Below are 23215 nucleotides of genomic sequence, written 5' to 3'. Positions count from 1 at the left end.
AATCAAGGGAGGGGATTCACCAGGTTGGCGGGTTTTTCACCGGCCAACGCCGCCAACAGATTCTCCACCGCACACCGCGCCATCGCTTCACGCGTTTCGTGGGTCGCCGACCCCATGTGCGGCGTCGCCACCACATTGTTCAGCTGCAACAACGGCGAGTCATGATTCAACGGCTCACGCTCAAACACATCCAGCCCCGCCGCGCGAATCCGGTTATGCCGCAAGGTGTCGATCATCGCCGCCTCATCAACAACCTTGCCCCGTGAGATGTTGATGAAGATGCTCTCCGGCCGCATCAACGCAAACTGTTCGGCGCCGATCAAGCCTTCTGTCTGTGCAGTCAGCGGCAACGTCAGGCAGATGAAGTCCGCCTGCTGCAACAGATCCTCCAGGCTGCGGTACTGCGCATCGAACCGCGCTTCAACCGCCGGTTTGCGCGACTGACTGTGATAGATCACCGGCATGCCAAATCCGAAATGCCCACGCTGCGCCAACGCCTCGCCGATCCGACCCATGCCGATGATGCCCAGCGTCTTGCCGTGCACATCGGTACCGAAATGCGCCGGGCCGATGCTGCGATGCCAGTGGCCGCCGCGCACCATGTTCGCCAGTTCAACCACGCGCCGGGCGGTGGCCAGGATCAGCGCGAAACCGGTGTCGGCGGTGGTTTCGGTGAGGACGTCCGGGGTGTTGGTCAGCAGGATCCGGCGCCGGCTCAGGTAGTCGATGTCGTAGTTGTCGACGCCCACCGAAACGCTGGAAATTGCTTCGAGTTGCGGTGCCAGATCGAGCAGCGCCGCGTCCAGTTTGAGGCTGGCACCGAGCAAACCATGGGCGGCGGGCAGGGCGTCACGCAGTTTCATCAGACCATCCGCGTCGAGGCTGTCGATCAGCGTTACATCAACCTGTTCTTGCAGACGCGCCATCAGAGAAGGCGAAAGTTTCTTGTACAACACAACCTGCTTTTTCATCGCAGTCATCTCTCTATCAATTCAGGAGTGGGCCGGCAGCGGGCGCGGTGCGACGCGCTTGGCCGTCACCCGGTTGCTGGCGCCGGGCTTGAGAAAAATCGTCAGCACCACCGAGAGCATCAGCGCGCCGCTCATCAACAGGTACGAAGCGCCGGGCGAACCGGTGGAGCTGTTCAGGTAGCCGACCAGATAGGAACCGCCGAAGGAGCCGAGGGCGCCCATGCTGTTGATCAGCGCCATGGCGCCGCCGGCAACGTTGGCCGGCAGGATCTCCGGGACGATGGCGAAGAACGGCCCGTAGGGCGCGTACATGCAGGCGCCGGCAATCACCAGCAGCGTGTACGACCACCAGAAATGCTCAGCACCGAGGGCGTAGGAGCCGTAGAACGCCACCGAGGCAATCAGCAGCGGCGGCCAGACAAAGCGTTTGCGCTTTTGCAGCTTGTCCGAGCCCCACGACACCAGCAGCATGCCGATCACTGCCGCCAGATACGGCAATGCCGACAGCCAGCCGGCCTCGATCATGTCCATCTGCGCACCGGCCTTGAGGATCGATGGCAGCCACAGCACGAAGCCGTAGACGCCAATGCTCCAGCAGAAAAACTGCAACGCCAGAATGATCACCTTCGGCGAGCGGAAGGCTTCGGCGTAGTTCTTCACCGCTTTGATGCCGACCTGTTCGGCGGCGAGAGCGCTTTCCAGATCGTGCTTTTCCTGGTCGCTGAGCCACTTGGCCTGGGCCGGACGATCATCGGCGAGTTTCCACCAGATGAATGCCCAAAGCACCGCCGGCAACCCTTCGATGATGAACATCCAGCGCCAACTGAAATGTTGCACCAGATACCCCGAAACTACCGACATCCACAGCATGGTCACCGGGTTGCCGAGGATCAGGAAGGTGTTGGCCCGTGAGCGTTCGGCGCGGGTGAACCAGTGGCACAGGTACACCAGCATCGCCGGCATCACCGCCGCTTCGACCACGCCGAGCATGAAGCGGATGACGATCAGCCAATAGGCATTGGAGACCACGCCGGTCAACGTGGCGAGCCCGCCCCAGAGGATCAGGCTGACGAAGATCAGTTTCTTCACGCTGTGCTTTTGCGCGTAGATCGCGCCGGGCACCTGGAAGAAAAAGTACCCGAGGAAGAACAGCGCGCCGAGCAGCGAGGACAGGCCCGGCGTGATCATCAGGTCGGCGGCCATCCCGGAGGCAGCAGCGAAGCCGTAATTGGCGCGGTCCAGGTACGCCAGGCTGTAGGTGATGAACACGATCGGCATGATGTACCACCAGCGGCGGGTGGCGAGGGTTGCGGTTTTCATGGTCTTGCTCCTGAGCTTGTTGTTTTTGTCGCAGCAGGTTCAATAGATTGGTTGTTGCGTGTGCTCACGCCGCAGCGGGGGAACGATCAGCGGTGAGTTCGGATCGGGTCGGCAAACCCTCCATGTCGCCACGGCTCTGCACCGCCCGGCTGCCAATCCAGTTGGCGCGTCTGACGGCTTCGGGAAAACTCAGGTGCTCCAGCAGGGCACTGATCATCCCCACCGCAAATCCATCCCCGGCGCCGACCGTATCGACCACGGTTTCAACCGGCACACCGGCTACAAAACCCTGATCCAGATGCGTGCGGTAATACGCACCCTGCGGCCCAAGCTTGATCGCCACGGCTTCGGCACCTTGATCGAGATAGAACGCAGCGATGTCCGCCGGGTCTTCAAACCCGGTCAGCAACCGGCCTTCGCTCAACCCCGGCAACACCCAGTGGGCGAGGGCGGCGAGGCGGTTGATTTCGGTGATCATCTCCCGTTCGCTCGCCCACAGGCTCGGGCGCAGGTTCGGGTCGAACGACACGCTGCGCCCGGCGTTGCGCATGCGCGTCATCAGCTCATGGGACATTTCCCGGGCCGATGCTGACAGCGCCGGCGGAATGCCGGTGGCGTGCAGATGCCGGGCGCCGAGCAGCGTTGGGTTGATCGACTTCGGCGACAGGTGACTGGCCGCCGAGCCTCGACGGAAATACTCGACCGTCGGATCGCTGCCGTCATCGTTGCGGGATTTGAGCTGGAAACCGGTCGGGTGTGCTGGATCGACTTCAACGTGGCTGCAATCCAGACCCTCTCCGTGCAGGGTTTCGACCACGAAGCGACCCAGCGAATCGGCGCCGACCCGACTCAGCCACGCAACGTTGAAACCCAGTCGAGACAAGCCGATGGCCACATTGCTGTCGGCCCCGGCAATCCGCCTGTGGAACTGGTCGACGAATGCCAGATCGCCGCTCTGTTCGGCGACAAACATGGCCATGGTTTCGCCGAACGACAGAATATCGATCTCAGACATGAGCTGGCTCCAGGCGGGACTGGCCGAGGCGGGCGAGGGCGGCGACGTGTTCGGTAGTGAGTTGCACCAGGTCATCGCCCTGCAACGGGTATTCGACGGCGCGCATAACGCCTTGGGCCATATGCCGCAGCAGTTGTTCCCACAGATGCAGGTCAGTGGCGGCCGGAGGCACCGCTACCAGTTTGCCGTCGGCACGGCGGGCCACGGCTTTGCAATGCACATAGCCGACGTGACGGCCCAACAACCGTGCGGCGCTGCTGGCGGACTGGTCTTGCCACTGCCAGTTGCCGATATCGAAGGTCATTTTGATCGGCAGGTTGTGTTGCTCGACGGCGGCGAAGAAGCGCTGGAACGGTTCGATGCGACCGCCATGCAAGGTCTGATCGTTCTCCACCAGCAGTTGCACCGGACTTTGCGCAAGGATTTGCGCCAGCGTCTGCAGATCGTTGTTGTCGGTGAAGAAGCCCAGCGACACTTTCAGCCATTTCGAACCGAACGCTTCGGCGTTTTGCAGCGCGGTGATGAGTTCGGGATTGGGTCGCGACTGACCGGCCAGCCACAGTTCGGTGGGCGAGGAGTAGATGCTTTGCAGGCCTTCGGCTTGTGTTGCGGCGGCGAGCTGTTCGGGGACTTCGTTGGTCAGCAGCTCTTCGCGCCATTCGATGCGATTGGCGCCCGCAGCGGCCAGCACTTCGATGAACGAAGCCTGGCCATGGCGTCGGACGAGGTCAGCGCCGTAGCTGGAAAGACTGATGGAAACGTCAGGTTTATTCATTGTTATCTACCTCTGAAACCGGTTTCATTTTTGTTCAAAAAAATTTGGTGACCCCGAAGGGCCTTATTCCGCCTTACTGCGCGTCGAACCACGCTCGACCAGCACCGGCGCAAAATCCAGGGTTCGCGCCGCTTCATCATTCCCACGTAAACGCTTGAGCAAGCATTCAAATGCCTGTGCCCCAATCTCGGCGGTTGGCTGGGCGAGGGCGGTGATCCCGCTGCCTACCAGCGGATACCAATCCAGATCATCCAGCGCGATCAACCCGATATCCTCGAACAGCCGGCAGCCAATCTCGCGCAAGGCCAGAGTGCAAGCCAGCGCCGCCACGCCATTGGCGCAGAACAGGGCCTTTGGGCCGTTATCAGGTGTGTTCAAAAAGGTTTGGAGATCGTTCGCAAGGCTTGAGCCGGTTTCCAGTACCGCGCCGTTCATGCGTTGGCGCTGGCCAATCTGTTGCTGAAAACTGCTGACCCGCTCGATCCGCGAACTGGTGCCGTCATAGGGTTCCGTCACCAGCAATACATCGCGGTAGCCGCGCTGCTGAAGGTGTTCAAGTGCAATTTCGATGGCTTGCGGGTTGTTCAACCCGACCATGTCGCTGTCGAGCCCGTCGACCTTGCGATCCACCAGCACCAGCGGCATTTCCCGCTTCAACTCATCCAGTTCATCCCGGTGATGACCGAGAGTGTTCACGATCAGCCCTTCGATGTTGTACGAGCGCAGCAGCGCCAGGTGCTGGCGTTCCTGCTCGTCATCGCGATCGGTGTTGCACACCACCAGGCTGTAACCGTGTCGGCGGCAGGCGGTTTCCACCCCGTGCATCACGGCAATCGAATAAGGGTTGCGGATATCGGCCACCAGCATGCCGATCAGGCGGGTGCGGCCGCGTTTCAAACCACGGGCCATCTGATTGGGGCGATAGCCAAGTTCGGCAATGGACAGCTCGATGCGCTGGGCAATGGCATCGGAGAGCAGGGCACGGTCATCGCCGATGAAACGCGAGACGCTAGCCTTGGACACGCCAGCGTGTTCGGCGACGTCGAGCATGGTCACGCGGCTGCGCTGGGCGGCGGAGAAATCGTTCATGTAGGTGGGCCTTGTTTTTATACGTCGTGAAACCGGTTTCAGGAAACCTCATCAGCCACGCTACGTCAACCGGGATATTCAGCGAGTGATCAGAAGAAATCTGACAGACGGTAGTTTTACCTGTCAGATCTGACAGTAGGCCGATACCGAGAACTGGCGCCTAATTGATTCCAGCGCAGGCTTGGCAATCGATGGGAAATGACCATGTCCAACAACAATATTCTGGTTTACGACGCTCCAAAAATAGAAGGAATGTCCGATAACGATGTTTTGATCCCGTCTGATCTTTTGAAGAACGGCATGAATGTCGTTATTCCAGTCTGGCCACAACAGTCGCCTAACGGTCAAAAGGACACGCTGAACGTCCGGCTTACTCGAAATGGCATCGAAGAATTCAAATCTACAACTCAGTACACAACACCGATTACCTTGCCCGAGATCATTATTCACATCGGGTCTGAGTATTTAGTCAATGACGGTGATGTAGTCCTTTTATACGATACGCTTAACTATTTGAATAACCCACACCCGTCTCTACCTCGGCCCTTGACCATTGACCACACACCGGTTCCCGTGGATCTCGTGCGGCCAGGTTTCCCCAAGGCAAATATTTGGGGGGAATTTAATTGTTATACCCAGCCAGCGATATGGTTCGGTGTGGAAGTTAAAGTTCCCCCACTGCCAACGTTTAGCAAGATTGGGGATACTTGCACCGTCGAGTGGTTTGGTTATTTAAGTCCGAATGCCAGCGGAACGGTTATTCCGGGGACCTATAAAAAAATCGACAAACCAATATTGACCAATCAGGAAATCGCCCTGGGTTTCTCTGTCACGGTTGAACCGTATGTGCCTCACATAGAACCCATGGAAAAAAACGCATCGGCTATGGCCAGGTACTCAATTTATCGTGGCTCGAAGTTGATTGGCTCTTCGCTGGATGGCGTGGTCAAGATTGATCGATACCCGGCAGGTTCAAATCAACCATGCGGCCCTTGATTGTATTGGAACGAAGTTTCACCCCTATGCACCGACTTTCGCGGCGAGCTGGACGAGGTGCTTTTATGTATGAGAAATGGAGATCATGGCATGAACACCAAAGTGACAAATACGGCATTGACCAAAAAAGTTTCGCTGCAAAGCGGTGGCACTGTTTTACTGGATGGCGCCACGATTGACGGTCAGATTCCCGGTGATGGGCGCATTCGTGTTGAGAAACTTAATGCGGATTTGGCCTTTACAATTCCCAAGCCACCTTTCGAATATGACGACCCGAATGATCCAAACCGAAATGATAAATTGAGTATATTTCTGCGTGTAGAAAACAACCCGACACCAATACCACTCGTCACAGGTTTGAATTTGGGCCCGATTGCCAATCGTCAATGGCCGATGCCCTTCACCATTCCACGTGCGGAACTCAAGGAGCTGCCGACCCCAGAGCTACCTACGGTATATGAACTGGTGTATATCCTCTTTGCCCGTGGGACCAATCCAAACCCGGAGGCCATCACTGAATACCGCATCGACCGGACAGCCCCCTACCGAATCAAGACCCCTGCATCCAACCTGTCGCCGCCGGCGATATCTTTCCCCACGGACCTGCCACCTTCCCAGAAGATTGACGATACCTATCTGGGTCTACACCCAAATGGTATCGACATCACGATCACCCTGGCTGCCAACTATGACCCGACAGACGTTTGCGACATCTACTTTGGCAATCCGTCTGATCCGGCGTATGCCACGCCAGTCATGTCAAACGTAGCGATACCTGCGACCGGCATCATCAATATCCCGCTTGCCATTCTTCAGGACCTGAAAGACGGTTTGAATACGATAACCGTCATATTCAAGGACCTGGCAGGCAACATCAGCCTTCGCTCCAAACCCGAGCAGCGTACTGTCCTACGTCTGGCGGCACCTGTGGCGCTGGAACCTGTTGTGCCTTTGGCAGATGGAACCGGCGGGGATGACGTGATTGACGTTGCGGACTGCGTAACCGGGGTAACTGGCGAAGTTACAGTGCCACTCCCCAACACATCGACTGACTCCATCAGGGCTTATTGGGGGAATACCGAGATAAGGCCTGAACAACTTGTTGGCACCAACACATTATTGGTTTTTGACGTGAAGTATCTAGACATCAAGACTGAATACGGCGTGACGGACGTCGATGTTCCAACAACGTTTAGATATGAGATGTTTCGAAAAGGGGTCCTGACGCCCATTGCAACACACAGTACGTCTTTCAACGTCAATATCTACCAGCCAGGCGGCCCGAATCCGGACGAACCCAGTGACGTCAATCCGAACTTTAAAAAGGCTCGATTGGTGTCCTCCCAAGGTGTCGACAATACGTTGGACGATAACGACCACGGCAACGATGCGGATATATTCGTCGAGCTACCAGCCACACCACCAGCAGCATCCGGCCAGTTTGTCACGGTTTATTATGACGGCGTACCGCTGACTCCCGACTATTATTTGACGCCGGGAGATCAAGGGGATATCAAGATGGCCGTAGTCCCATGGAGACTCATCGAGCTGAAGCCAAACGGGCTCATTCCGATTAAATGGACGCTCTCCGAGGTGCTGGGACGTAATCCGGTTTCTTCACCGAATCAAGACGTTGATGTAAAAATCACCAAAGTCGACTTGCCGAAACCCGTGGTCGACGGTCTTGTCTTTGACAGTATCTCCTGTCCGACACTGAACTTCATACCGCCTGGAGATGGTACCAATCGACGGAATCTGAAAGTCGTAGTGCCTATCAGTCCTTCAATGGTAAGTGGGCGCACGGTAACGCTGACATGGGGAGGCTTCACTGACTCAAGCGCGGACAAGCCGATTACAGGAACCCAAGTATCGGTCCCTCTCGTAGTTCCAACGCCTGCACCCGCGGCGGGTATGGAATTCTTGATTGGTGATTATATGACCCACCTGAAACCCGTATCGAATGGATACGGAAAACTGACCTATACCATTTCAAGCGTTGTGCCTGAGTCGGATTCTGCCGTCCACTTTGTATTCCTGGAGGATAACAATGGCGACTATTGCGAAGTCGCCAATCCGCTTCCTTGATCGAATGTTCAAACGTTTTTGGGGGGTATGAATTCGATTTCATGCCCCCTGAGCGTTTGATATTTCAACGAGATCTGGCCGTTTATGCCGGGCGATTTATCGCCTTCGAAAAAAGGATAAGTCCTACATAAAAAAACGTAGTTGCTCGATAGTCTTGCGCCCCTTCAAAAACGAGATGACGACGTCTCGTAGTGCTCGATCATTCTTTCTCGAAGCAGGTGGCCTTTATGCACTTTCGTTCACTCCATCAATTTCCAATCAAAAATCTGTGCTTGCCTTTGTTGGTGATTTCTCCTTTTGCCAGCGCTGCACCTGTGGTGGGGGGAACCGCGACGGTCAACACAGGGGATGCCATTGAAAGCTGGTTTCTCAGTCAGAACGCTACATTGAATGTCAATAATGCCCAGACACTGACGATCAGTGCCGATAACTCGGCAGTGAATGTCAATGCCGGAAGCAGCACCCAGGGGATCAGTGCCTCGAACAACTCGACGGTGAGCCTGAACGGCGCCACTGTCACAGGCACGGCGGGGCAGTCGGGGTTGCAGCTTGTTTCGAGTCTGGGCAACGTCAACAACAGCACGGTCAGCGGAGATGCCTTCGGCTTGTCGGTCTTGCGTTTCTTTGGCACGCAAGACGGTTCGACGGTCAATGTTACGAACAACAGCGATATCAAGGGCGTCGATGCCGGTGCTTTCGCAACCTCCCACAGCCTGGTCAATATCACCGACTCGACACTGGAAGGCACCGCCGCCACGGGATATGGCCTCTGGCTGCAAAGCGCCAACGGCGTCGCTAAAAACAGCACGATTACCGGCGGTCAAAACGGTGTCTTCATTGATCTGGATCTGACCGGCGTTGCACCGGCAACCTTGAATCTGGACAACACCACCGTACAGGGCAAAAACGGTTCCGCCATCGTGGTGGATTTCGACAACGCCGGTACATCGACCGCCACCTTGACACTGAACAATTCGAGATTGCTCGCAAGCAATGACACGCTGCTCGAGGTCAAGGGTGGGGCGGATGTCTCGATGACCGTCAACAGCAGCACGTTGAAGGGCAACATCGTGACAGAAGCCGGCAGCACGACCGGACTGACGTTGCAGAACAACTCCACCTTGACCGGCCGTCTCGAAAACGTTGCCAGCGCAACGATCAATGACACCTCGCAGTGGGTGCTCGTGGATAACAGCCAGGTCGGAAAGCTCGCGCTCAATGGCGGTTCGGTGAGGTTTGGAGCAGATGATGCGTTCTATCAGTTGAACGTTACCGATCTGTCGGGCAACGGCCGGCTCATTATGGCAACCAATCTGGCGACCGGTCAGACCGATGTGTTGAACGTCACAGGGACGGCCAGTGGTTCTCACCAATTGCTCATCTCCAGCAGCGGCATCGAGCCGGCTGCCGGTCAGCCCGTGACCGTTGTCAAAACAAATGGCGGAACCGCCGAGTTTTCGTTGACGGGAAATGTGACCGACCAAGGGGCTTACTCCTATGCCTTGGCCAAGAGTGGCAATGACTGGATTCTTGATCCAAGTACACGCACCGTCAGCCCGGCAGCGCGGTCAGTCATGGCATTGTTCAATACTCCGTTGCCAACCTGGTATGGCGAGTTGAAATCACTGCGAACCCGGATGGGCGAATTGCGTTACAACCCGGGTCGGTCAGGGGCGTGGGGAATTGCCTATGGCAACAAGTTTCAAATTGCCGACGGTTCAGGTGTGGGCTATGAGCAAACTCAACGTGGATTCACCCTCGGTGCCGATGCTGCACTGGCAAAGGATTGGGTCGTCGGGATCATGGGCGGCCAAAGCGAATCGGATCTGAATCTGGATGCTGGCACCTCTGGCAACGTCAAGAGTGTCTACGGCGGCGCATACGCGATCTGGATGGCGCCGAAAAGTGGCTACTACGTGGATGCGGTCCTGAAAGTGAACCGTTTCAACAACGATGCCAAGGTTGGTTTGAGCGATGGCTCCCGCGCCAAAGGCGACTACGACAATACGGGCGTAGGCGGATCGGTGGAGTTCGGTCGACATATCAAATTTGACGACGGCTACTTCATTGAACCGTTCACAAAGTGGTCGGCGGTGGTGATTCAAGGCAAAAGCTTTTCACTGGACAACGACCTGCAGGCCGATGGTGGACGTGCACGATCTTTGTTGGGAGAAGCAGGCGTGACTGCGGGTCGCAACTTCAAGCTGAACAATGACTTTGAGGTTCAGCCTTACGTTCGGGTTGGCGGTGCATATGAGTTCGCCAGGAACAATGAAGTGAAGGTCAACAACAATGTATTCAAGAATGACCTCTCAGGGGCACGCGGAATGTTCGGGGCGGGTGTCGCCGCTTCTGTGACGGACAAGCTGCAGATGCATGCGGACTATGAATACAGCGACGGCAAGAACTTCCGTCAACCGGCTGGATTGACACTTGGCCTGCGATACGCGTTTTGACGACAGCTGAGAGGTGTCAGCCTATATGAAAGGGAGGCCTCGGCCTCCCTTTCGTTTTAACAAGCTGATGGCTGCTGATCGTTCAGCAAGAGCACGAGCAAGATTCAGAACCAGACTGAGAGCCAGGCTCAATACGAGGCGTTTTACCTGACGAAGGACGGCGATGAATTCGTCTCTGTGGTGGCGTAGGCATAGCCTTGAATTTGAATTTCAGATTGACCGTTTTTGAGGTGTCCTCATCCAGGTTTTCAAGTGTGACGGCGACCTCGCCGCAAAAAACCGATTGCTGTGAGTGGAAAGCAACTTTCGCGACACCTTGGCGCTGTGTATAGGCAATCGGTTTGTCGCTATCCGAACTATCCACGTAAATCACTCGGACAGTGTAGGCATCAGGGAACAGTCCATAAGAGTTGCACGGTTTGTCCACGGAAAATGAGACTTTCAGTTCCTTTGTCTTGAAATCCGGTGCCGGCCCTCGCTGAGTGGCCTGCATGACGTGTGCTTCGCCGTGCGGCAGGGGATAAGTTGCTTTTGAAAGCACCACCAGGCCCGCATCAAAAGGCTCGGTACCGTTGATTGTTCCCGTGCATGTTCCCACCATCACAGATTGTTGTGCCACTTTCGCTAATGCGTTCATTGATACAGTCTCCGCTGTCATGACAAGTGATATCTCGCCATTTGAAACAGCAGGCGGGATAGCCCATCAGATGCCAAGTAGACGGCTCTGTAAACTGTCAGAGTTGACAGGTGTACAGCACGCTTTTTATGTGATTGTTTAATGAGGGTTGCCCGTTGACCTGCGATGGGTACAAACAGCTTTTAGCCAAACAACCCGGCAGCAATATTGATCGAAAACCCCAGAATCGCCGTATTGAACACAAATCCGATCAACGACTGCGCCAACACGATCTTGCGGATCTCACGGGTCGCAACGCCCACATCCGCCGTCTGCACAGCCACACCGATGGTGAACGAGAAGTACAGAAAGTCCCAGTAGTTGGGCGTGGTCAGGCCTTCGGCAAAGCGCAGCGCCGGCTCCTTGCCGTCCCAGGTGTAAAACAGCCGGGCGTAGTGGACGCAGAAAATCACCCCGATCAGCAGCCATGAGCCGATGACCGTCAGTGCGGTAAAACCGTAATGCATCAGTTTGTGGTGGGTATCCAGATCCTTGCTGCCGGCGAGTTCCAGGGTGATGGCGGCAAGACTGGCCAGCGCCGCGATACACACCACGAACAACACCAGCCCGGCGTTTTCGTCTTCGATGACTGCGATCTGTTTCACGTCCGGTGCCTTGGACCGGGCGGTGAGCCAGAGCATCAGCGCCAGATAGGTCCAGACCCCGGCATTCCAGCCGATGAGGATCTTGCTGATGACAGATTCGGCGGGTACCAACAGGCCGACGGCAAGGCCGAGCAGCGCAGCGGCAGAGAGGCGAGGATGGGTACGGGCGAGGAAGCGCATGGGAGCTCGATGGGCCAGGGTGGTTCAGACACCTTAGCCCAGCGCGGCGACCTGTGGCCACCGCGCGGGGAGCGGACAATCAATCAGGCTTGGCGAACCTGCGCACAAGCTTGATCACCACAACGAAGAACACCGGTACAAAGATCACCGCCAGCGTCGCGGTAATCATCCCGCCGATCACCCCGGTACCAATCGCCTGCTGACTCGCCGAGCTCGCGCCCGTGGCAATCGCCAGCGGCACCACACCCAGAATGAACGCCAGCGAAGTCATGACAATCGGCCGTAGCCGCAGACGTGCCGCTTGCAGCGTGGCATCAATCAGATCGTGACCTTCGTCATACAGACTCTTGGCAAACTCGATGATCAGGATCGCGTTCTTCGCCGACAGGCCGATGATAGTGATCAGGCCAACCTTGAAGAACACATCGTTGGGCATCCCGCGCAGGGTCACTGCCAGCACCGCGCCGAGTACACCGAGCGGCACAACGAGCAGCACGGAAGTCGGAATCGACCAGCTCTCATACAACGCCGCCAGGCACAGGAACACGATCAACAGCGACAGACCCAGCAGAATCGGCGCCTGACTGCCGGACAAACGTTCCTGCAACGACAGACCGGTCCATTCCTGACCCAGGCCTTTCGGCCCCTGGGCCACCAGCCGTTCGATTTCCGCCATGGCTTCGCCGGTGCTGTGGCCGGGTTTTGGCTCGCCGGAAATCGAGATCGCCGGGTAGCCGTTGTAGCGGGTCAGCTGCGCCGGGCCTTGAGTCCATGTGGCTCTCACGAATGCCGACAACGGCACCATTTTTCCGGCGTCGTTTCGCACGTGCATTCTCAGCAGGTCATCGACCTGACTGCGGCGATCGCCTTCAGCCTGCACGACCACGCGTTGCATCCGCCCCTGATTGGGGAAGTCGTTGACGTACGAGGAACCGATGGCAGTGGACAGCACGTTGCCGACGTCAGCGAACGAAACTCCCAGGGCATTGGCCTGCTTGCGGTCCACTTCCAGCTGCACTTGTGGTGCTTCGGCCAGCGCGCTTTCACGGACGTTCATCAGGATCGGGCTTTTCTCGGCGGCGGCCAGCAGCTGGGTGCGCGCCTCCATCAAGGTCGCATGACCAAGGCCACCGCGATCCTGCAAGCGGAACTCGAAACCGCTGGACGTACCCAGACCATCCACGGGCGGTGGCAGTACGGCGAAGGCCACGGCGTCCTTGATCTGGCTGAGGGCAATGTTGGCGCGGTCGGCAATCGAGCTCGCCGAGTCGTCGTGACCACGCTGCGACCAGTCCTTGAGCGTGGTGAACGCCAGTGCGGCGTTCTGCCCGCTGCCGGAGAAACTGAAACCGAGAATCACGGTGCTGTCGCCCACGCCCGGTTCGCCGGCGTTGTGCGCTTCGATCTGCTCGACCACCTGCACCGTGCGGTTCTTGCTCGCACCGGGTGGCAGTTGAATGTCGGTGATGGTGTAACCCTGATCCTCGACCGGCAGGAACGAGGAGGGCAGGCGCGCGAAGCACAGGCCCAGACCCACCAGCAGCACAACGTAAATCAGCAGATAACGACCGGTGCGTTTCAGTGCGTAACCGACCCAGCCCTGATAACGATCCGTCAGTTGCTCGAAGCGGCGGTTGAACCAGCCGAAGAACCCGGTTTTCTCGTGATGTTCGCCCTTGGCGATCGGCTTGAGCAAGGTGGCGCACAACGCCGGGGTCAAGGTCAGGGCGAGGAATGCCGAGAACAGGATCGAAGTCGCCATCGACAGCGAGAACTGGCGATAGATGACGCCCACCGAACCTTGCATGAACGCCATCGGAATGAACACCGCCACCAGCACCAGCGTGATGCCGATGATCGCCCCGGTGATCTGGGTCATCGCCTTGCGCGTCGCCTCTTTCGGTGACAGGCCTTCGGTGGCCATGATCCGTTCGACGTTCTCCACCACCACGATGGCGTCGTCCACCAGAATGCCGATGGCCAACACCATGCCGAACATGGTCAGCACGTTGATCGAGAAACCCAGCGCCAGCATCGTCGCGAAGGTGCCCATCAGCGCCACCGGCACCACCAGCGTCGGGATCAACGTGTAGCGGATGTTCTGCAGGAACAGGAACATCACCGCAAAGACCAGCAGCATCGCCTCGCCGAGGGTGTAGACCACTTTGGTGATCGAGACCTTCACGAACGGCGAAGTGTCGTAGGGAATCTTGTATTCCACGCCCGCCGGGAAGTAGCGCGACAGTTCATCCATCTTCGCCCGGATCAAGGTCGCGGTGCTGAGGGCGTTGGCGCCCGGCGCCAGTTGCACGCCGACGGCGGTGGACGGCTTGCCGTTCAGACGGGTGCCAAACTGGTATTCCTGGCTGCCGATCTCGACCCGCGCCACATCCTTGATGCGCACGGTGGAACCGTCCGGATTGGCCTTGAGCACGATGTCGGCAAATTCTTCCGGCGTCGACAGTTGTCCCTTGACCAGAATTGTCGCGGTGATTTCCTGGGTGCTCGGGTTTGGCAGATCGCCAATGCTGCCCGCCGATACTTGAGCGTTCTGCGCGACGATGGCGGCGTTGACGTCGGCCGGCGTCAGGTTGAAACCGATCAGCTTCTGCGGATCAACCCAGATCCGCATCGCCCGTTCGGCGCCATACAACTGGGCTTTACCGACGCCGTCGATGCGCTTGATCTCGTTCATCACGTTGCGCGCCAGGTAATCGCTGAGCGCTACGTCGTCGAGTTTGCCGTCGCTGGAAGTCAGGGTGATCAGCAGCAGGAAACCGGCGGAGACTTTCTCCACCTGCAAGCCTTGCTGGTTGACCGCTTGCGGCAGACGCGACTCGACCACCTTGAGGCGGTTCTGCACATCAACCTGCGCCAGTTCCGGGTTGGTGCCCGGCTGGAACGTGGCTTTGATCGTGGCGCTGCCGAGGCTGCTCTGCGATTCGAAATACAGCAGGTGATCGGCGCCGTTGAGCTCTTCCTCGATCAGGCTGACCACGCTCTCGTCGACGGTCTGCGCCGAGGCGCCCGGGTACACGGCATAGATTTCGATCTGCGGCGGCGCGACGTCGGGGTACTGCGCCACCGGCAATTGCGGGATGGCCAGCGCGCCGGCCAACAGGATGAACAACGCGACGACCCAGGCGAACACCGGGCGGTCGATAAAGAACTGCGGCATAGAAGAGCGTCCTGCTTACTGACCAGAGGTCTGGGCAAGTGGAAGAGGGGTGTCGTCGATCTGCACCACTTCGCCCGGACGGGCGTGTTGCAGGCCTTCGATGACAATGCGGTCGCCGGGCTTGAGGCCACCGGTGACGATCCAGCGGTCGTTCTGCACGGCGCCCAGTTGCACTGGCTGCTGGGCGACGCGCATCTGGTCGTCGACGGTCAGGACTTGCGCCACACCGGCGCTGTCGCGCTGTACCGCGCGTTGTGGCACGGTCAGGCCATGCTGGATCACGCCTTGCTCAAGGCGTACACGAACGTAGCTGCCGGGCAACAGATCGAGATCCGGGTTGGGGAACTCACTGCGCAGAATGATCTGCCCGGTGCCCGGATCGACCGTGATATCGCTGAACAGCAACTTGCCCGGCAACGGATAGAGGCTGCCGTCGTCCTGGATCAGCGTGGCCTTGACCTGATCCTGGCCGACCTGTTGCAACTGGCCGGAACGGAAGGCACGGCGCAGCTCATTCAATTCACGGGTCGACTGGGTGAGGTCGGCGTGGATCGGATTCAGTTGCTGGATCAGCGCCATGGGCGTGGTTTCGTTCTGGCCGACCAGTGCGCCTTCGGTCACCAGCGCACGGCCGACGCGTCCGGAGATCGGCGCGGTGACGGTGGCGTAACCGAGGTTCAGCTTCGCTCGTTCCACGGCAGCCTTGTTGGCGGCGACGTCGGCGGCGGTCTGCCGGGCGTTGGCGCGGGCGTTGTCGTAGTCCTGAGCGCTGATGGCCTTGTCATCGATCAACTGGGCGTAGCGCTGTTCCTGCAGTTTTGCCTGGAACGCATTGGCTTCGGCTTTGCGCAGGGCAGCTTCGGCGCTGTCCAGGTCAGCCTTGAATGGCGCCGGATCGATGCGGAACAGCACGTCGCCCTTTTTCACATCGCTGCCTTCGCGGTAGGTGCGTTGCAGCACGACACCGGCCACCCGGGCGCGGACTTCGGCAATGCGCGGCGCGGCAATGCGCCCGCTCAGTTCGCTGCTGATCGACAGGGGGCGTGCCTCAAGAGTTTCGACCCGCACGGTGGCCGGTGGCGCCTGTTCCTCAGTGCTTGAGGATTTACCACAGGCACTCAGCGTCAGCGCCAATGCGATCAGGCCGAGCCCGGCCAGCAGATTCTTCGACATGTACAACCCCCAATATTGATGTGCGCATCCTACGGCCAGGCACCGAAGGTAGCGGTGAAGCTTTGTAGGTGCTGTGTGAAATTGTGTAAGGGTTTTGCTCAGGGGCGAGTGAGGGCGTATATCCTTTACGCCTTGAAATTTATTGCGACAGATATGCAGCCTTCGCGGGCAAGCCCGCGAAGAGCCCCTGCCAGTCGCCACAGCACTTTCTGGATCATCAATGCCCAACATCCTCCTGGTCGAAGACGACACCGCCCTCGCCGAACTGATTTCCAGCTACCTGGAACGCAACGGTTACTCCGTCAGCGTGATCGGTCGTGGCGACCATGTGCGCGAACGGGCGCGGCTCAATCCGCCGGACCTGGTGATTCTCGATCTGATGCTGCCGGGCCTCGACGGTTTGCAGGTCTGTCGATTGCTGCGCGCCGACTCGGCAACGCTGCCGATTCTGATGCTCACGGCCCGCGACGACAGCCACGATCAGGTACTGGGCCTGGAAATGGGCGCCGACGATTACGTCACCAAGCCCTGTGAGCCAAGGGTTTTGCTGGCGCGGGTACGCACCTTGCTGCGCCGCAGCAGCCTTGGCGAACCGATGACCGCCAACGACCGGATCCTGATGGGCAACCTGTGCATCGACCTGTCGGAGCGCACTGTGACCTGGCGCGAACAACCGGTCGAGCTGTCCAGCGGCGAATACAACCTGCTGGTGGTGCTGGCCCGTCACGCCGGTGAAGTGCTGAGCCGCGACCAGATCCTGCAACGCCTGCGCGGCATAGAGTTCAACGGCACCGACCGCTCGGTGGATGTGGCGATTTCCAAACTGCGACGCAAGTTCGACGACCACGCGGGCGAAGCGCGCAAGATCAAGACCGTGTGGGGCAAGGGTTATCTGTTCAGCCGTTCCGAGTGGGAATGCTGAGTCGATGTTCAGAATCCTGTTTCGCCTCTATCTGGTGACGATCGTTTCCTACAGCGCGGCGATCTATCTGGTGCCGGATCTGGTGGTGATGGCGTTCAGGGATCGGTTCGTCACCTACAACCTCGATTATTCCCGTGGCCTGCAATCGCTGATCACCAAGCAGTTTCGCGCGGTGCCGCAGGATCAGTGGCCGGCGGTCGCGGCGTCGATGGACAAGGATTTCCAGCCGCTGCACATCGTCCTCGCCCGCATCGATAACGCCGATTTCACCCCGATCGAGCAAGAACGCCTGCGTCGTGGCGAAAACGTGGTGCGCATCGGCGACTGGGGCTGGCGCACGCTGGCGGTGACGCCGCTGAACGACCAGGTGGCCGTGCAAATGGTGGTGCCGCCGGACCCGATGGACGTGAACTTGCTGTACTGGAGCATCAACGTCCTGATCGGCGCGAGTTTGCTGGCGTGCCTGTTGCTGTGGCTGCGGCCGCACTGGCGTGATCTTGAACGCCTGAAGGGCACCGCCGAACGCTTCGGTAAAGGCCACTTGAGCGAACGTACGCAAATCGGCTCGAGCTCGAACATCGGCAGTCTGGCCACGGTGTTCGACACCATGGCCGGCGACATCGAAAACCTGCTCAACCAGCAGCGTGACTTGCTCAACGCGGTGTCCCATGAACTGCGTACGCCGCTGACCCGTCTGGACTTCGGCCTGGCGCTGGCGTTGTCCGATGATTTGCCGCAAGCCAGCCGCGAACGCCTGCAAGGTCTGGTCGCGCACATTCGTGAACTGGATGAGTTGGTGCTGGAGTTGCTGTCCTACAGCCGCCTGCAAAACCCCGCGCGTCTGCCGGAGCAGGTCGAAGTGGCGCTGGACGAGTTCATCGACAGTATTCTGGGCAGCGTCGACGAGGAGCTGGAGTCCCCGGAAATCGTCATCGACGTGCTGCTGCACAACCAGCTGGAACGCTTCTCCCTCGACCCGCGCCTGACCGCCCGCGCGATTCAAAACCTGCTGCGAAACGCCATGCGTTACTGCGAAAAACGTATTCAGATCGGTGTTCAGGTCTGCCCGAAAGGCTGTGAGATCTGGGTGGATGACGATGGCATCGGTATCCCGGAAGACGAGCGGGAGCGGATTTTCGAACCGTTCTATCGACTGGATCGCAGCCGCGACCGGGCGACCGGCGGGTTTGGCCTGGGACTGGCGATCAGCCGTCGGGCGCTGGAAGCGCAGGGCGGGACGTTGACCGTGGAAGGTTCGCCGTTGGGCGGAGCACGGTTCAGGCTTTGGTTGCCGACCCCGACCGGATGATCGCTGATGATCGTTCCCACGCTCTGCGTGGGAATGCCGCCATGGACGCTCTGCGTCCACTGTGACGCGGAGCGTCACGGTATGCATTCCCACGCGGAGCGTGGGAACGATCATATAGCCGCAGTCAGAGCAATTCAGTGGATTGAATCAACCCGACCCCGGCCACTTGCATCCGCTCGATCGCCGACGCCAGTGATCCATTCATATCGATCGCCCGACAGGCGTCCAGCACCACAAACGTATTGAACCCCGCCGCCCGCGCATCCAGCGCGGAGAACATCACGCAGAAATCCAGCGCCAGCCCGACCATGTACACCGTGTCGACACCGCGTTCCTTGAGATAACCCGCCAGTCCTGTAGTGGTGGCACGGTCCGCTTCCAGAAACGCCGAATAACTGTCGATGTCCGGGTTGCAGCCCTTGCGGATGATCAGTTGCGCGTGGGGCAGGTTGAGACCCGAGTGAAACTCGGCACCGTGTGTGCCCTGAATGCAGTGATCCGGCCAGAGTGTCTGTTCGCCATACGGCAGTTGAATCACGTCGTAGGGCTGACGGCCGGGATGGCTTGACGCAAATGAAGCATGACCCGCCGGGTGCCAGTCCTGAGCAATGACCACTTGCTTGAACTGCTCGGCGAGACGGTTGATCAGCAGGACGATCTGGTCACCCTCGGGCACGGCCAGTTGGCCGCCGGGAGTGAAGTCGTTCTGGACGTCGATGACCAGCAATGCAGTACGCGGTGAAATCGCCATGTAAGGGTTCCTCCCTGGATAATCACTCGCCAAGCATAGTGACTGGCTGGCTCATGTGCTCAGCCGCTCTTTAAACATTTTTGCCAGACCTTCCAGCTCGGTGGCCGGGTTATGTCCGATCAGCATCCACGCGTGTTCGCGTTCGGTCCAGTACACCACGTTCATCCCGTGCCGGCGTTCATGGGCCAGCGGCTGGCTGCCGCTGTTGGAGCGCGTGACGCACAGCGCCAGCGGGCCATGGGTGGCGTCGAGCCAGGTCATCTGTGCAATCGGCACGCCGTCGTATTCAAGCAGTTGCGCGCGTTTGAACTGCGCACCGGGCAGTTTCAGTTTCGTCGGCGACAGGCTCAGGCCCAGCCGCGCGTCGACAGTTCGCAACTGCGCCAGCTCGGAGGCTTCGTCGGTGGCCAGATGTTCAAGGGTCTGCGGTACGTACAGCGCCATATAATCGCCCACCAGCTCGCGCCAGTTGTGCGATTGTTGCGCTTGCCAGCCAAGGAACAGACGGTCGGCCGCGACACCCGCGAGCACCATGCCCGCTGCCGCCGCGCCGATAAACCAGCGCCGGCTGAAACCGGGTCGCTGCGGGGAGGGTGCGGCATCCAATCGAGCTTGCAGGCGATCAAGCGGTGCCTGTCGGGCCAGTTCATCGTAGGCGTCGCGATAGGGCAGGTTGCTGCGGCTCAGCCACTGCACCCGAAGATTAAGCAGCGGATCGTCGGCGATGAGGCTGTCGAGCTGGCTGCGTTGTTCGCGGTCCAGTTCATCGTCCAGATACGCCACCAGTTGCTCGTCCGAAGGCGTATTCATTGCCGGTCTCCTGCGGGGGTGTTCGGTACCGCTTGCAGCGGCGGGTATTCGGCCAGTTTCAGGCGTGCGGTGGCGAGGCGACTCATGACCGTGCCGATCGGCACTTGCAGGATCTCGGCGACTTCGCGATAGGACAGGCCTTCGACGTAGGCGAGATACACCGTTTCGCGCTGGGTTTCCGGCAGCGCATCGACGCGGCGGATCACCTGCGCTGCCATCACGTGAGTCTGCGCAGCGTATTCGCCGTCGAACGTCAGTTGGCTGTCGGCGTCCACCACACCCTGGCCCTGGCGCACCCGGCGGGCGCGCACTTCATTGAGCCAGATCGAATGCAGAATGCTCAGCAGCCAGCGATCCATGCGCGTGCCGGCCACGTACTGGCCTGAACGTTCAAGCGCCCGCACGCAAGTGGCTTGCACCAGATCCTCGGCCACGTGCCGATTGCGCGACAGCAGCAAGCCGTAGCGCCACAGGCGCGCCAGGTGTTGTCCGAGTTCGGCTCTGAATGCCTGATCGCTGAAAATGTTCGCCTCCGCGTGTCGTGTCAGGTTTTCGATGAATCGTTGATAGCTTCGGCCAGGTCCCGGTATTCCTCGCAAGTTGTGCCGCAAATCTTCTGGATATGCTGCAACTGTTCCTGCGCCAGATCGACGCGACCCTTGATGACATAGGCCTCGCCCAGGTATTCGCGGACTTGCGCGTACTGCGGATCAAGCTTGACCGATTGCAGGTAATAACCGATGCCTTCGTCGGTTCGGCCCAGCTTGCGCGTGGCATAACCGCGATAGTTGAGCGCCTTGGCGGTGTTCGGCTGTTTCAGGGTGTCGAGCAAGGCGAGGGCTTCTTCATAGCGACCGTCCTTGGCCAGACGATAGGCGTAGTCTGTGCGATCGGCGTCCGGCACCAGGCTGCTGGTCTGCCTGACGCATTTCTGCGTCTTGCTGTCGAGCACCTGGCCTTTCGGGCAGTTGGGCTTCTGCACCGGCTCGTCTTCATCACCGTGGGCCAGGGCCAACGGGCTGGACAACATCGCGGCCATCAGCAACGGGGCGGCGAACATAACGGAACGGAAAGTCATGGGCAAGGCTCCATAGTGGGTCATGTTTCACGTTGAACACCGCAAGGTGAAGTTTTATTCATTGCTTTGTCAGGTGCCATTCAAGGAAAGCGCAAACCCGAGCGCTATGCTCCTGACGTCTGTCGTCGATCCGCCGTTCCACATTGGGAGTCGCGCCATGAAAGATCAGGTTCACCACTCGGCTGCCGCCGGTTACAAGACCGCCGCCGACACGTACATCAAAGGCCGGCCGGACTACCCGCCGGCGGTCACCGAATGGCTGACGACAACACTGGACCTGGATGGCCACAAGACTGTTATCGACCTCGGCGCCGGCACCGGCAAGTTCACCGGACGGCTGGTGGCGACCGGTGCCCAGGTGATTGCCGTGGAGCCGGTGGCGCAGATGCTGGAAAAACTGTCTGCCAACTGGCCGGAAGTGCTGGCCGTCAGCGCCATGGCGACCGATTTGCCATTGCCCGATGCCTCGGTGGACGCCGTGGTCTGCGCCCAGGCCTTTCACTGGTTCGCCAGCACCGAGGCACTGGACGAAATCGCCCGGGTGCTCAAGCCCGGCGGCAAGCTCGGGCTGATATGGAACCTGCGCGACACCAAGGTCGGCTGGGTACCGAAGCTCGATGCCATCGTCAATGCTCAGGAAGGTGACACGCCGCGCTACTACACCGGCGCCTGGCGCAAGGTGTTTCCGCACCCGGCGTTCGGGCCGTTGCAGGCTCAGCATTTTCACCATGGTCATACGGGCTCGCCGGAGGATGTGATTTTCAACCGGGTGCGTTCCACCAGTTTCATCGCGGCGCTGCCGGATGCAGAGCGAGCCCGGATCGATGAGCAGCTGCGGGCGTTGGTCGCGTCCGATCCCGAGCTGCGGGGCAGGGATGTGATGACCGTGCCTTACGAGACTGCCGCGTTCGTGGCGGTGAAGGGCGGCTAGAGTCCTGCATTTGGCCGAACCGCCGTTCTGAGGCCTTGATATAGTTCAGGCCTCATTTTCAGACCGGTAAAGGATTTCTGCCATGACTCAATACACCGCCTTCAGCGTCGAACTGGCCGACAACATCGCCCATGTGCAGATCAACCGTCCGGAAAAGATCAACTCGATGAACGCCGCGTTCTGGAGCGAAATCGTCGAGGTGTTCCAGTGGATCGACGACACCGACGAAGTGCGGGTGGTGGTGCTCAGCGGTGCCGGCAAACACTTTTCCTCGGGCATCGACCTGATGATGCTGGCCGGCGTGGCCAATGAACTGGGCAAGGACGTCGGCCGCAATGCGCGCCTGCTGCGCAAAAAGATCCTGACTCTGCAAGCCTCGTTCAATGCCGTCGACAATTGCCGTAAACCGGTGCTCGCGGCGATTCAGGGTTATTGTCTGGGCGGTGCCATCGACCTGATCGCGGCCTGCGACATGCGCTACGCCGCCGAAGATGCGCAATTCTCTATTAAAGAAATCGATATCGGCATGGCGGCTGACGTAGGCACTTTGCAACGGTTGCCACGGATCATCGGTGACGGCATGCTGCGTGAGCTGGCTTACACCGGTCGCACCTTTGGCGCCGAAGAGGCGCGCAGCATCGGGCTGGTCAACCGCGTCTACAGCGACAAGGACAGCCTGATCGAAGGCGTGATGGACATTGCCCGGGACATCGCCGGCAAGTCGCCGATCGCGGTCACCGGCACCAAGGAAATGATCAGCTACATGCGCGACCACCGTATCGACGATGGTCTGGAGTACGTTGCCACCTGGAACGCCGCCATGTTGCAATCCACCGACTTGCGCGTGGCCATGGCCGCCCACATGAGCAAACAGAAACCCGAATTTCTGGATTGA

Annotated in this window: 20 protein-coding genes; 7 read left to right on the top strand and 13 right to left on the bottom strand. The window is 59.1% G+C overall.

The features are described from left to right. Positions 1-2: 2 nt before the first annotated feature. The 5 genes from AC07N4_RS02760 to AC07N4_RS02740 form a co-directional block, all read right to left on the bottom strand. On the bottom strand, positions 3-971 hold the full coding sequence (locus AC07N4_RS02760; protein ID WP_493064893.1) for a 2-hydroxyacid dehydrogenase: 969 nt from the start codon (positions 969-971) through the stop codon (positions 3-5). 21 nt (positions 972-992) lie between these two features. Then, positions 993-2291: an MFS transporter gene (locus tag AC07N4_RS02755; protein ID WP_493064892.1), complete on the bottom strand. Its 1299-nt coding sequence runs from the start codon at positions 2289-2291 to the stop codon at positions 993-995. A gap of 64 nt (positions 2292-2355) precedes the next feature. Beyond that, the gene (locus AC07N4_RS02750; RefSeq protein WP_493064891.1) at positions 2356-3306 is read right to left on the bottom strand and encodes a sugar kinase; all 951 of its coding nucleotides are present in this window, start codon (positions 3304-3306) and stop codon (positions 2356-2358) included. Further along, positions 3299-4081 carry a sugar phosphate isomerase/epimerase family protein gene (locus AC07N4_RS02745; protein ID WP_493064890.1) on the bottom strand — a complete coding sequence of 261 codons (783 nt, stop codon included), beginning with the start codon at positions 4079-4081 and terminating at the stop codon, positions 3299-3301. The genes AC07N4_RS02750 and AC07N4_RS02745 overlap by 8 nt, the downstream gene beginning before the upstream one ends. A 63-nt stretch (positions 4082-4144) precedes the next feature. Next, positions 4145-5170: a LacI family DNA-binding transcriptional regulator gene (locus AC07N4_RS02740; protein ID WP_493064889.1), complete on the bottom strand. Its 1026-nt coding sequence runs from the start codon at positions 5168-5170 to the stop codon at positions 4145-4147. A 204-nt stretch (positions 5171-5374) separates the two neighbouring features. Here AC07N4_RS02740 and AC07N4_RS02735 point away from each other — a divergent pair, with 204 nt between their 5' ends. The 3 genes from AC07N4_RS02735 (at position 5375) to AC07N4_RS02725 (ending at position 10707) form a co-directional block, all read left to right on the top strand. After that, positions 5375-6166, top strand: coding sequence for a hypothetical protein (locus AC07N4_RS02735; RefSeq protein ID WP_146013108.1), 792 nt, complete (start codon positions 5375-5377; stop codon positions 6164-6166). Between the two features lie 90 nt (positions 6167-6256). After that, positions 6257-8251 (top strand): hypothetical protein, encoded by a 1995-nt coding sequence (locus AC07N4_RS02730; RefSeq protein WP_493064888.1) that lies wholly within the window; start codon positions 6257-6259, stop codon positions 8249-8251. A 227-nt stretch (positions 8252-8478) separates the two neighbouring features. Continuing rightward, positions 8479-10707, top strand: coding sequence for an autotransporter outer membrane beta-barrel domain-containing protein (locus tag AC07N4_RS02725; RefSeq protein WP_493064887.1), 2229 nt, complete (start codon positions 8479-8481; stop codon positions 10705-10707). A gap of 82 nt (positions 10708-10789) precedes the next feature. Here the strand turns inward: AC07N4_RS02725 and AC07N4_RS02720 are convergent, their stop codons facing one another. The 4 genes from AC07N4_RS02720 to AC07N4_RS02705 form a co-directional block, all read right to left on the bottom strand. Further along, complete coding sequence (locus AC07N4_RS02720; protein WP_493064886.1) at positions 10790-11344, bottom strand: hypothetical protein; 555 nt, start codon at positions 11342-11344, stop codon at positions 10790-10792. A gap of 182 nt (positions 11345-11526) precedes the next feature. Next, positions 11527-12168 carry a DUF1345 domain-containing protein gene (locus AC07N4_RS02715; protein WP_493064885.1) on the bottom strand — a complete coding sequence of 214 codons (642 nt, stop codon included), beginning with the start codon at positions 12166-12168 and terminating at the stop codon, positions 11527-11529. Between the two features lie 79 nt (positions 12169-12247). Then, a complete protein-coding gene (locus AC07N4_RS02710; RefSeq protein WP_493064884.1) occupies positions 12248-15346 on the bottom strand; it encodes a multidrug efflux RND transporter permease subunit in 3099 nt (1032 codons plus the stop codon). Positions 15347-15361: 15 nt separating this feature from the next. Then, positions 15362-16519 (bottom strand): efflux RND transporter periplasmic adaptor subunit, encoded by a 1158-nt coding sequence (locus tag AC07N4_RS02705; protein ID WP_096821498.1) that lies wholly within the window; start codon positions 16517-16519, stop codon positions 15362-15364. Between the two features lie 220 nt (positions 16520-16739). On the opposite strand from AC07N4_RS02705, the gene AC07N4_RS02700 reads away from it, so the two are divergent. Beyond that, positions 16740-17441 carry a response regulator gene (locus AC07N4_RS02700; protein ID WP_007960391.1) on the top strand — a complete coding sequence of 234 codons (702 nt, stop codon included), beginning with the start codon at positions 16740-16742 and terminating at the stop codon, positions 17439-17441. Positions 17442-17445: 4 nt separating this feature from the next. Next, entirely contained in the window at positions 17446-18750 is a 1305-nt protein-coding gene (locus AC07N4_RS02695) for an ATP-binding protein (RefSeq protein ID WP_102622657.1), read from the top strand. Between the two features lie 124 nt (positions 18751-18874). Here AC07N4_RS02695 and pncA read toward each other — a convergent pair whose 3' ends face one another. The 4 genes from pncA to AC07N4_RS02675 form a co-directional block, all read right to left on the bottom strand. Further along, positions 18875-19501: a bifunctional nicotinamidase/pyrazinamidase gene (gene pncA / locus AC07N4_RS02690; protein WP_096821496.1), complete on the bottom strand. Its 627-nt coding sequence runs from the start codon at positions 19499-19501 to the stop codon at positions 18875-18877. Between the two features lie 51 nt (positions 19502-19552). Continuing rightward, the gene (locus AC07N4_RS02685; protein WP_493064883.1) at positions 19553-20311 is read right to left on the bottom strand and encodes an anti-sigma factor family protein; all 759 of its coding nucleotides are present in this window, start codon (positions 20309-20311) and stop codon (positions 19553-19555) included. Next, positions 20308-20793 (bottom strand): RNA polymerase sigma factor, encoded by a 486-nt coding sequence (locus tag AC07N4_RS02680; protein WP_141401792.1) that lies wholly within the window; start codon positions 20791-20793, stop codon positions 20308-20310. Before AC07N4_RS02680 ends, AC07N4_RS02685 begins: the two co-directional genes overlap by 4 nt. Before the next feature lie 62 nt (positions 20794-20855). Beyond that, complete coding sequence (locus tag AC07N4_RS02675) at positions 20856-21389, bottom strand: tetratricopeptide repeat protein (RefSeq protein ID WP_096821494.1); 534 nt, start codon at positions 21387-21389, stop codon at positions 20856-20858. Positions 21390-21546: 157 nt separating this feature from the next. Between AC07N4_RS02675 and AC07N4_RS02670 the strand changes: the two genes are divergently transcribed. Both AC07N4_RS02670 and AC07N4_RS02665 read left to right on the top strand, forming a co-directional pair. After that, a complete protein-coding gene (locus tag AC07N4_RS02670; protein ID WP_096821608.1) occupies positions 21547-22320 on the top strand; it encodes a class I SAM-dependent methyltransferase in 774 nt (257 codons plus the stop codon). 82 nt (positions 22321-22402) lie between these two features. Continuing rightward, positions 22403-23215, top strand: coding sequence for a crotonase/enoyl-CoA hydratase family protein (locus AC07N4_RS02665; RefSeq protein WP_085709995.1), 813 nt, complete (start codon positions 22403-22405; stop codon positions 23213-23215).

The organism is Pseudomonas sp. GW821-FHT09E04 (assembly GCF_059416185.1).
This window is presented reverse-complemented; position numbering and strand designations above follow the sequence as displayed.

Bases quoted from the DNA above. Each gene is read 5' to 3' on its own strand.
- AC07N4_RS02755 (WP_493064892.1), bottom strand. From the start codon at position 2,291: ATGAAAACCGCAACCCTCGCCACCCGCCGCTGGTGGTACATCATGCCG.
- AC07N4_RS02710 (WP_493064884.1), bottom strand. From the start codon at position 15,346: ATGCCGCAGTTCTTTATCGACCGCCCGGTGTTCGCCTGGGTCGTCGCG.
- AC07N4_RS02760 (WP_493064893.1), bottom strand. From the start codon at position 971: ATGAAAAAGCAGGTTGTGTTGTACAAGAAACTTTCGCCTTCTCTGATG.
- AC07N4_RS02665 (WP_085709995.1), top strand. From the start codon at position 22,403: ATGACTCAATACACCGCCTTCAGCGTCGAACTGGCCGACAACATCGCC.
- pncA (WP_096821496.1), bottom strand. From the start codon at position 19,501: ATGGCGATTTCACCGCGTACTGCATTGCTGGTCATCGACGTCCAGAAC.
- AC07N4_RS02735 (WP_146013108.1), top strand. From the start codon at position 5,375: ATGTCCAACAACAATATTCTGGTTTACGACGCTCCAAAAATAGAAGGA.
- AC07N4_RS02745 (WP_493064890.1), bottom strand. From the start codon at position 4,081: ATGAATAAACCTGACGTTTCCATCAGTCTTTCCAGCTACGGCGCTGAC.
- AC07N4_RS02740 (WP_493064889.1), bottom strand. From the start codon at position 5,170: ATGAACGATTTCTCCGCCGCCCAGCGCAGCCGCGTGACCATGCTCGAC.
- AC07N4_RS02700 (WP_007960391.1), top strand. From the start codon at position 16,740: ATGCCCAACATCCTCCTGGTCGAAGACGACACCGCCCTCGCCGAACTG.
- AC07N4_RS02675 (WP_096821494.1), bottom strand. From the start codon at position 21,389: ATGACTTTCCGTTCCGTTATGTTCGCCGCCCCGTTGCTGATGGCCGCG.
- AC07N4_RS02705 (WP_096821498.1), bottom strand. From the start codon at position 16,519: ATGTCGAAGAATCTGCTGGCCGGGCTCGGCCTGATCGCATTGGCGCTG.
- AC07N4_RS02750 (WP_493064891.1), bottom strand. From the start codon at position 3,306: ATGTCTGAGATCGATATTCTGTCGTTCGGCGAAACCATGGCCATGTTT.
- AC07N4_RS02695 (WP_102622657.1), top strand. From the start codon at position 17,446: ATGTTCAGAATCCTGTTTCGCCTCTATCTGGTGACGATCGTTTCCTAC.
- AC07N4_RS02685 (WP_493064883.1), bottom strand. From the start codon at position 20,311: ATGAATACGCCTTCGGACGAGCAACTGGTGGCGTATCTGGACGATGAA.
- AC07N4_RS02715 (WP_493064885.1), bottom strand. From the start codon at position 12,168: ATGCGCTTCCTCGCCCGTACCCATCCTCGCCTCTCTGCCGCTGCGCTG.
- AC07N4_RS02725 (WP_493064887.1), top strand. From the start codon at position 8,479: ATGCACTTTCGTTCACTCCATCAATTTCCAATCAAAAATCTGTGCTTG.
- AC07N4_RS02720 (WP_493064886.1), bottom strand. From the start codon at position 11,344: ATGAACGCATTAGCGAAAGTGGCACAACAATCTGTGATGGTGGGAACA.
- AC07N4_RS02670 (WP_096821608.1), top strand. From the start codon at position 21,547: ATGAAAGATCAGGTTCACCACTCGGCTGCCGCCGGTTACAAGACCGCC.
- AC07N4_RS02730 (WP_493064888.1), top strand. From the start codon at position 6,257: ATGAACACCAAAGTGACAAATACGGCATTGACCAAAAAAGTTTCGCTG.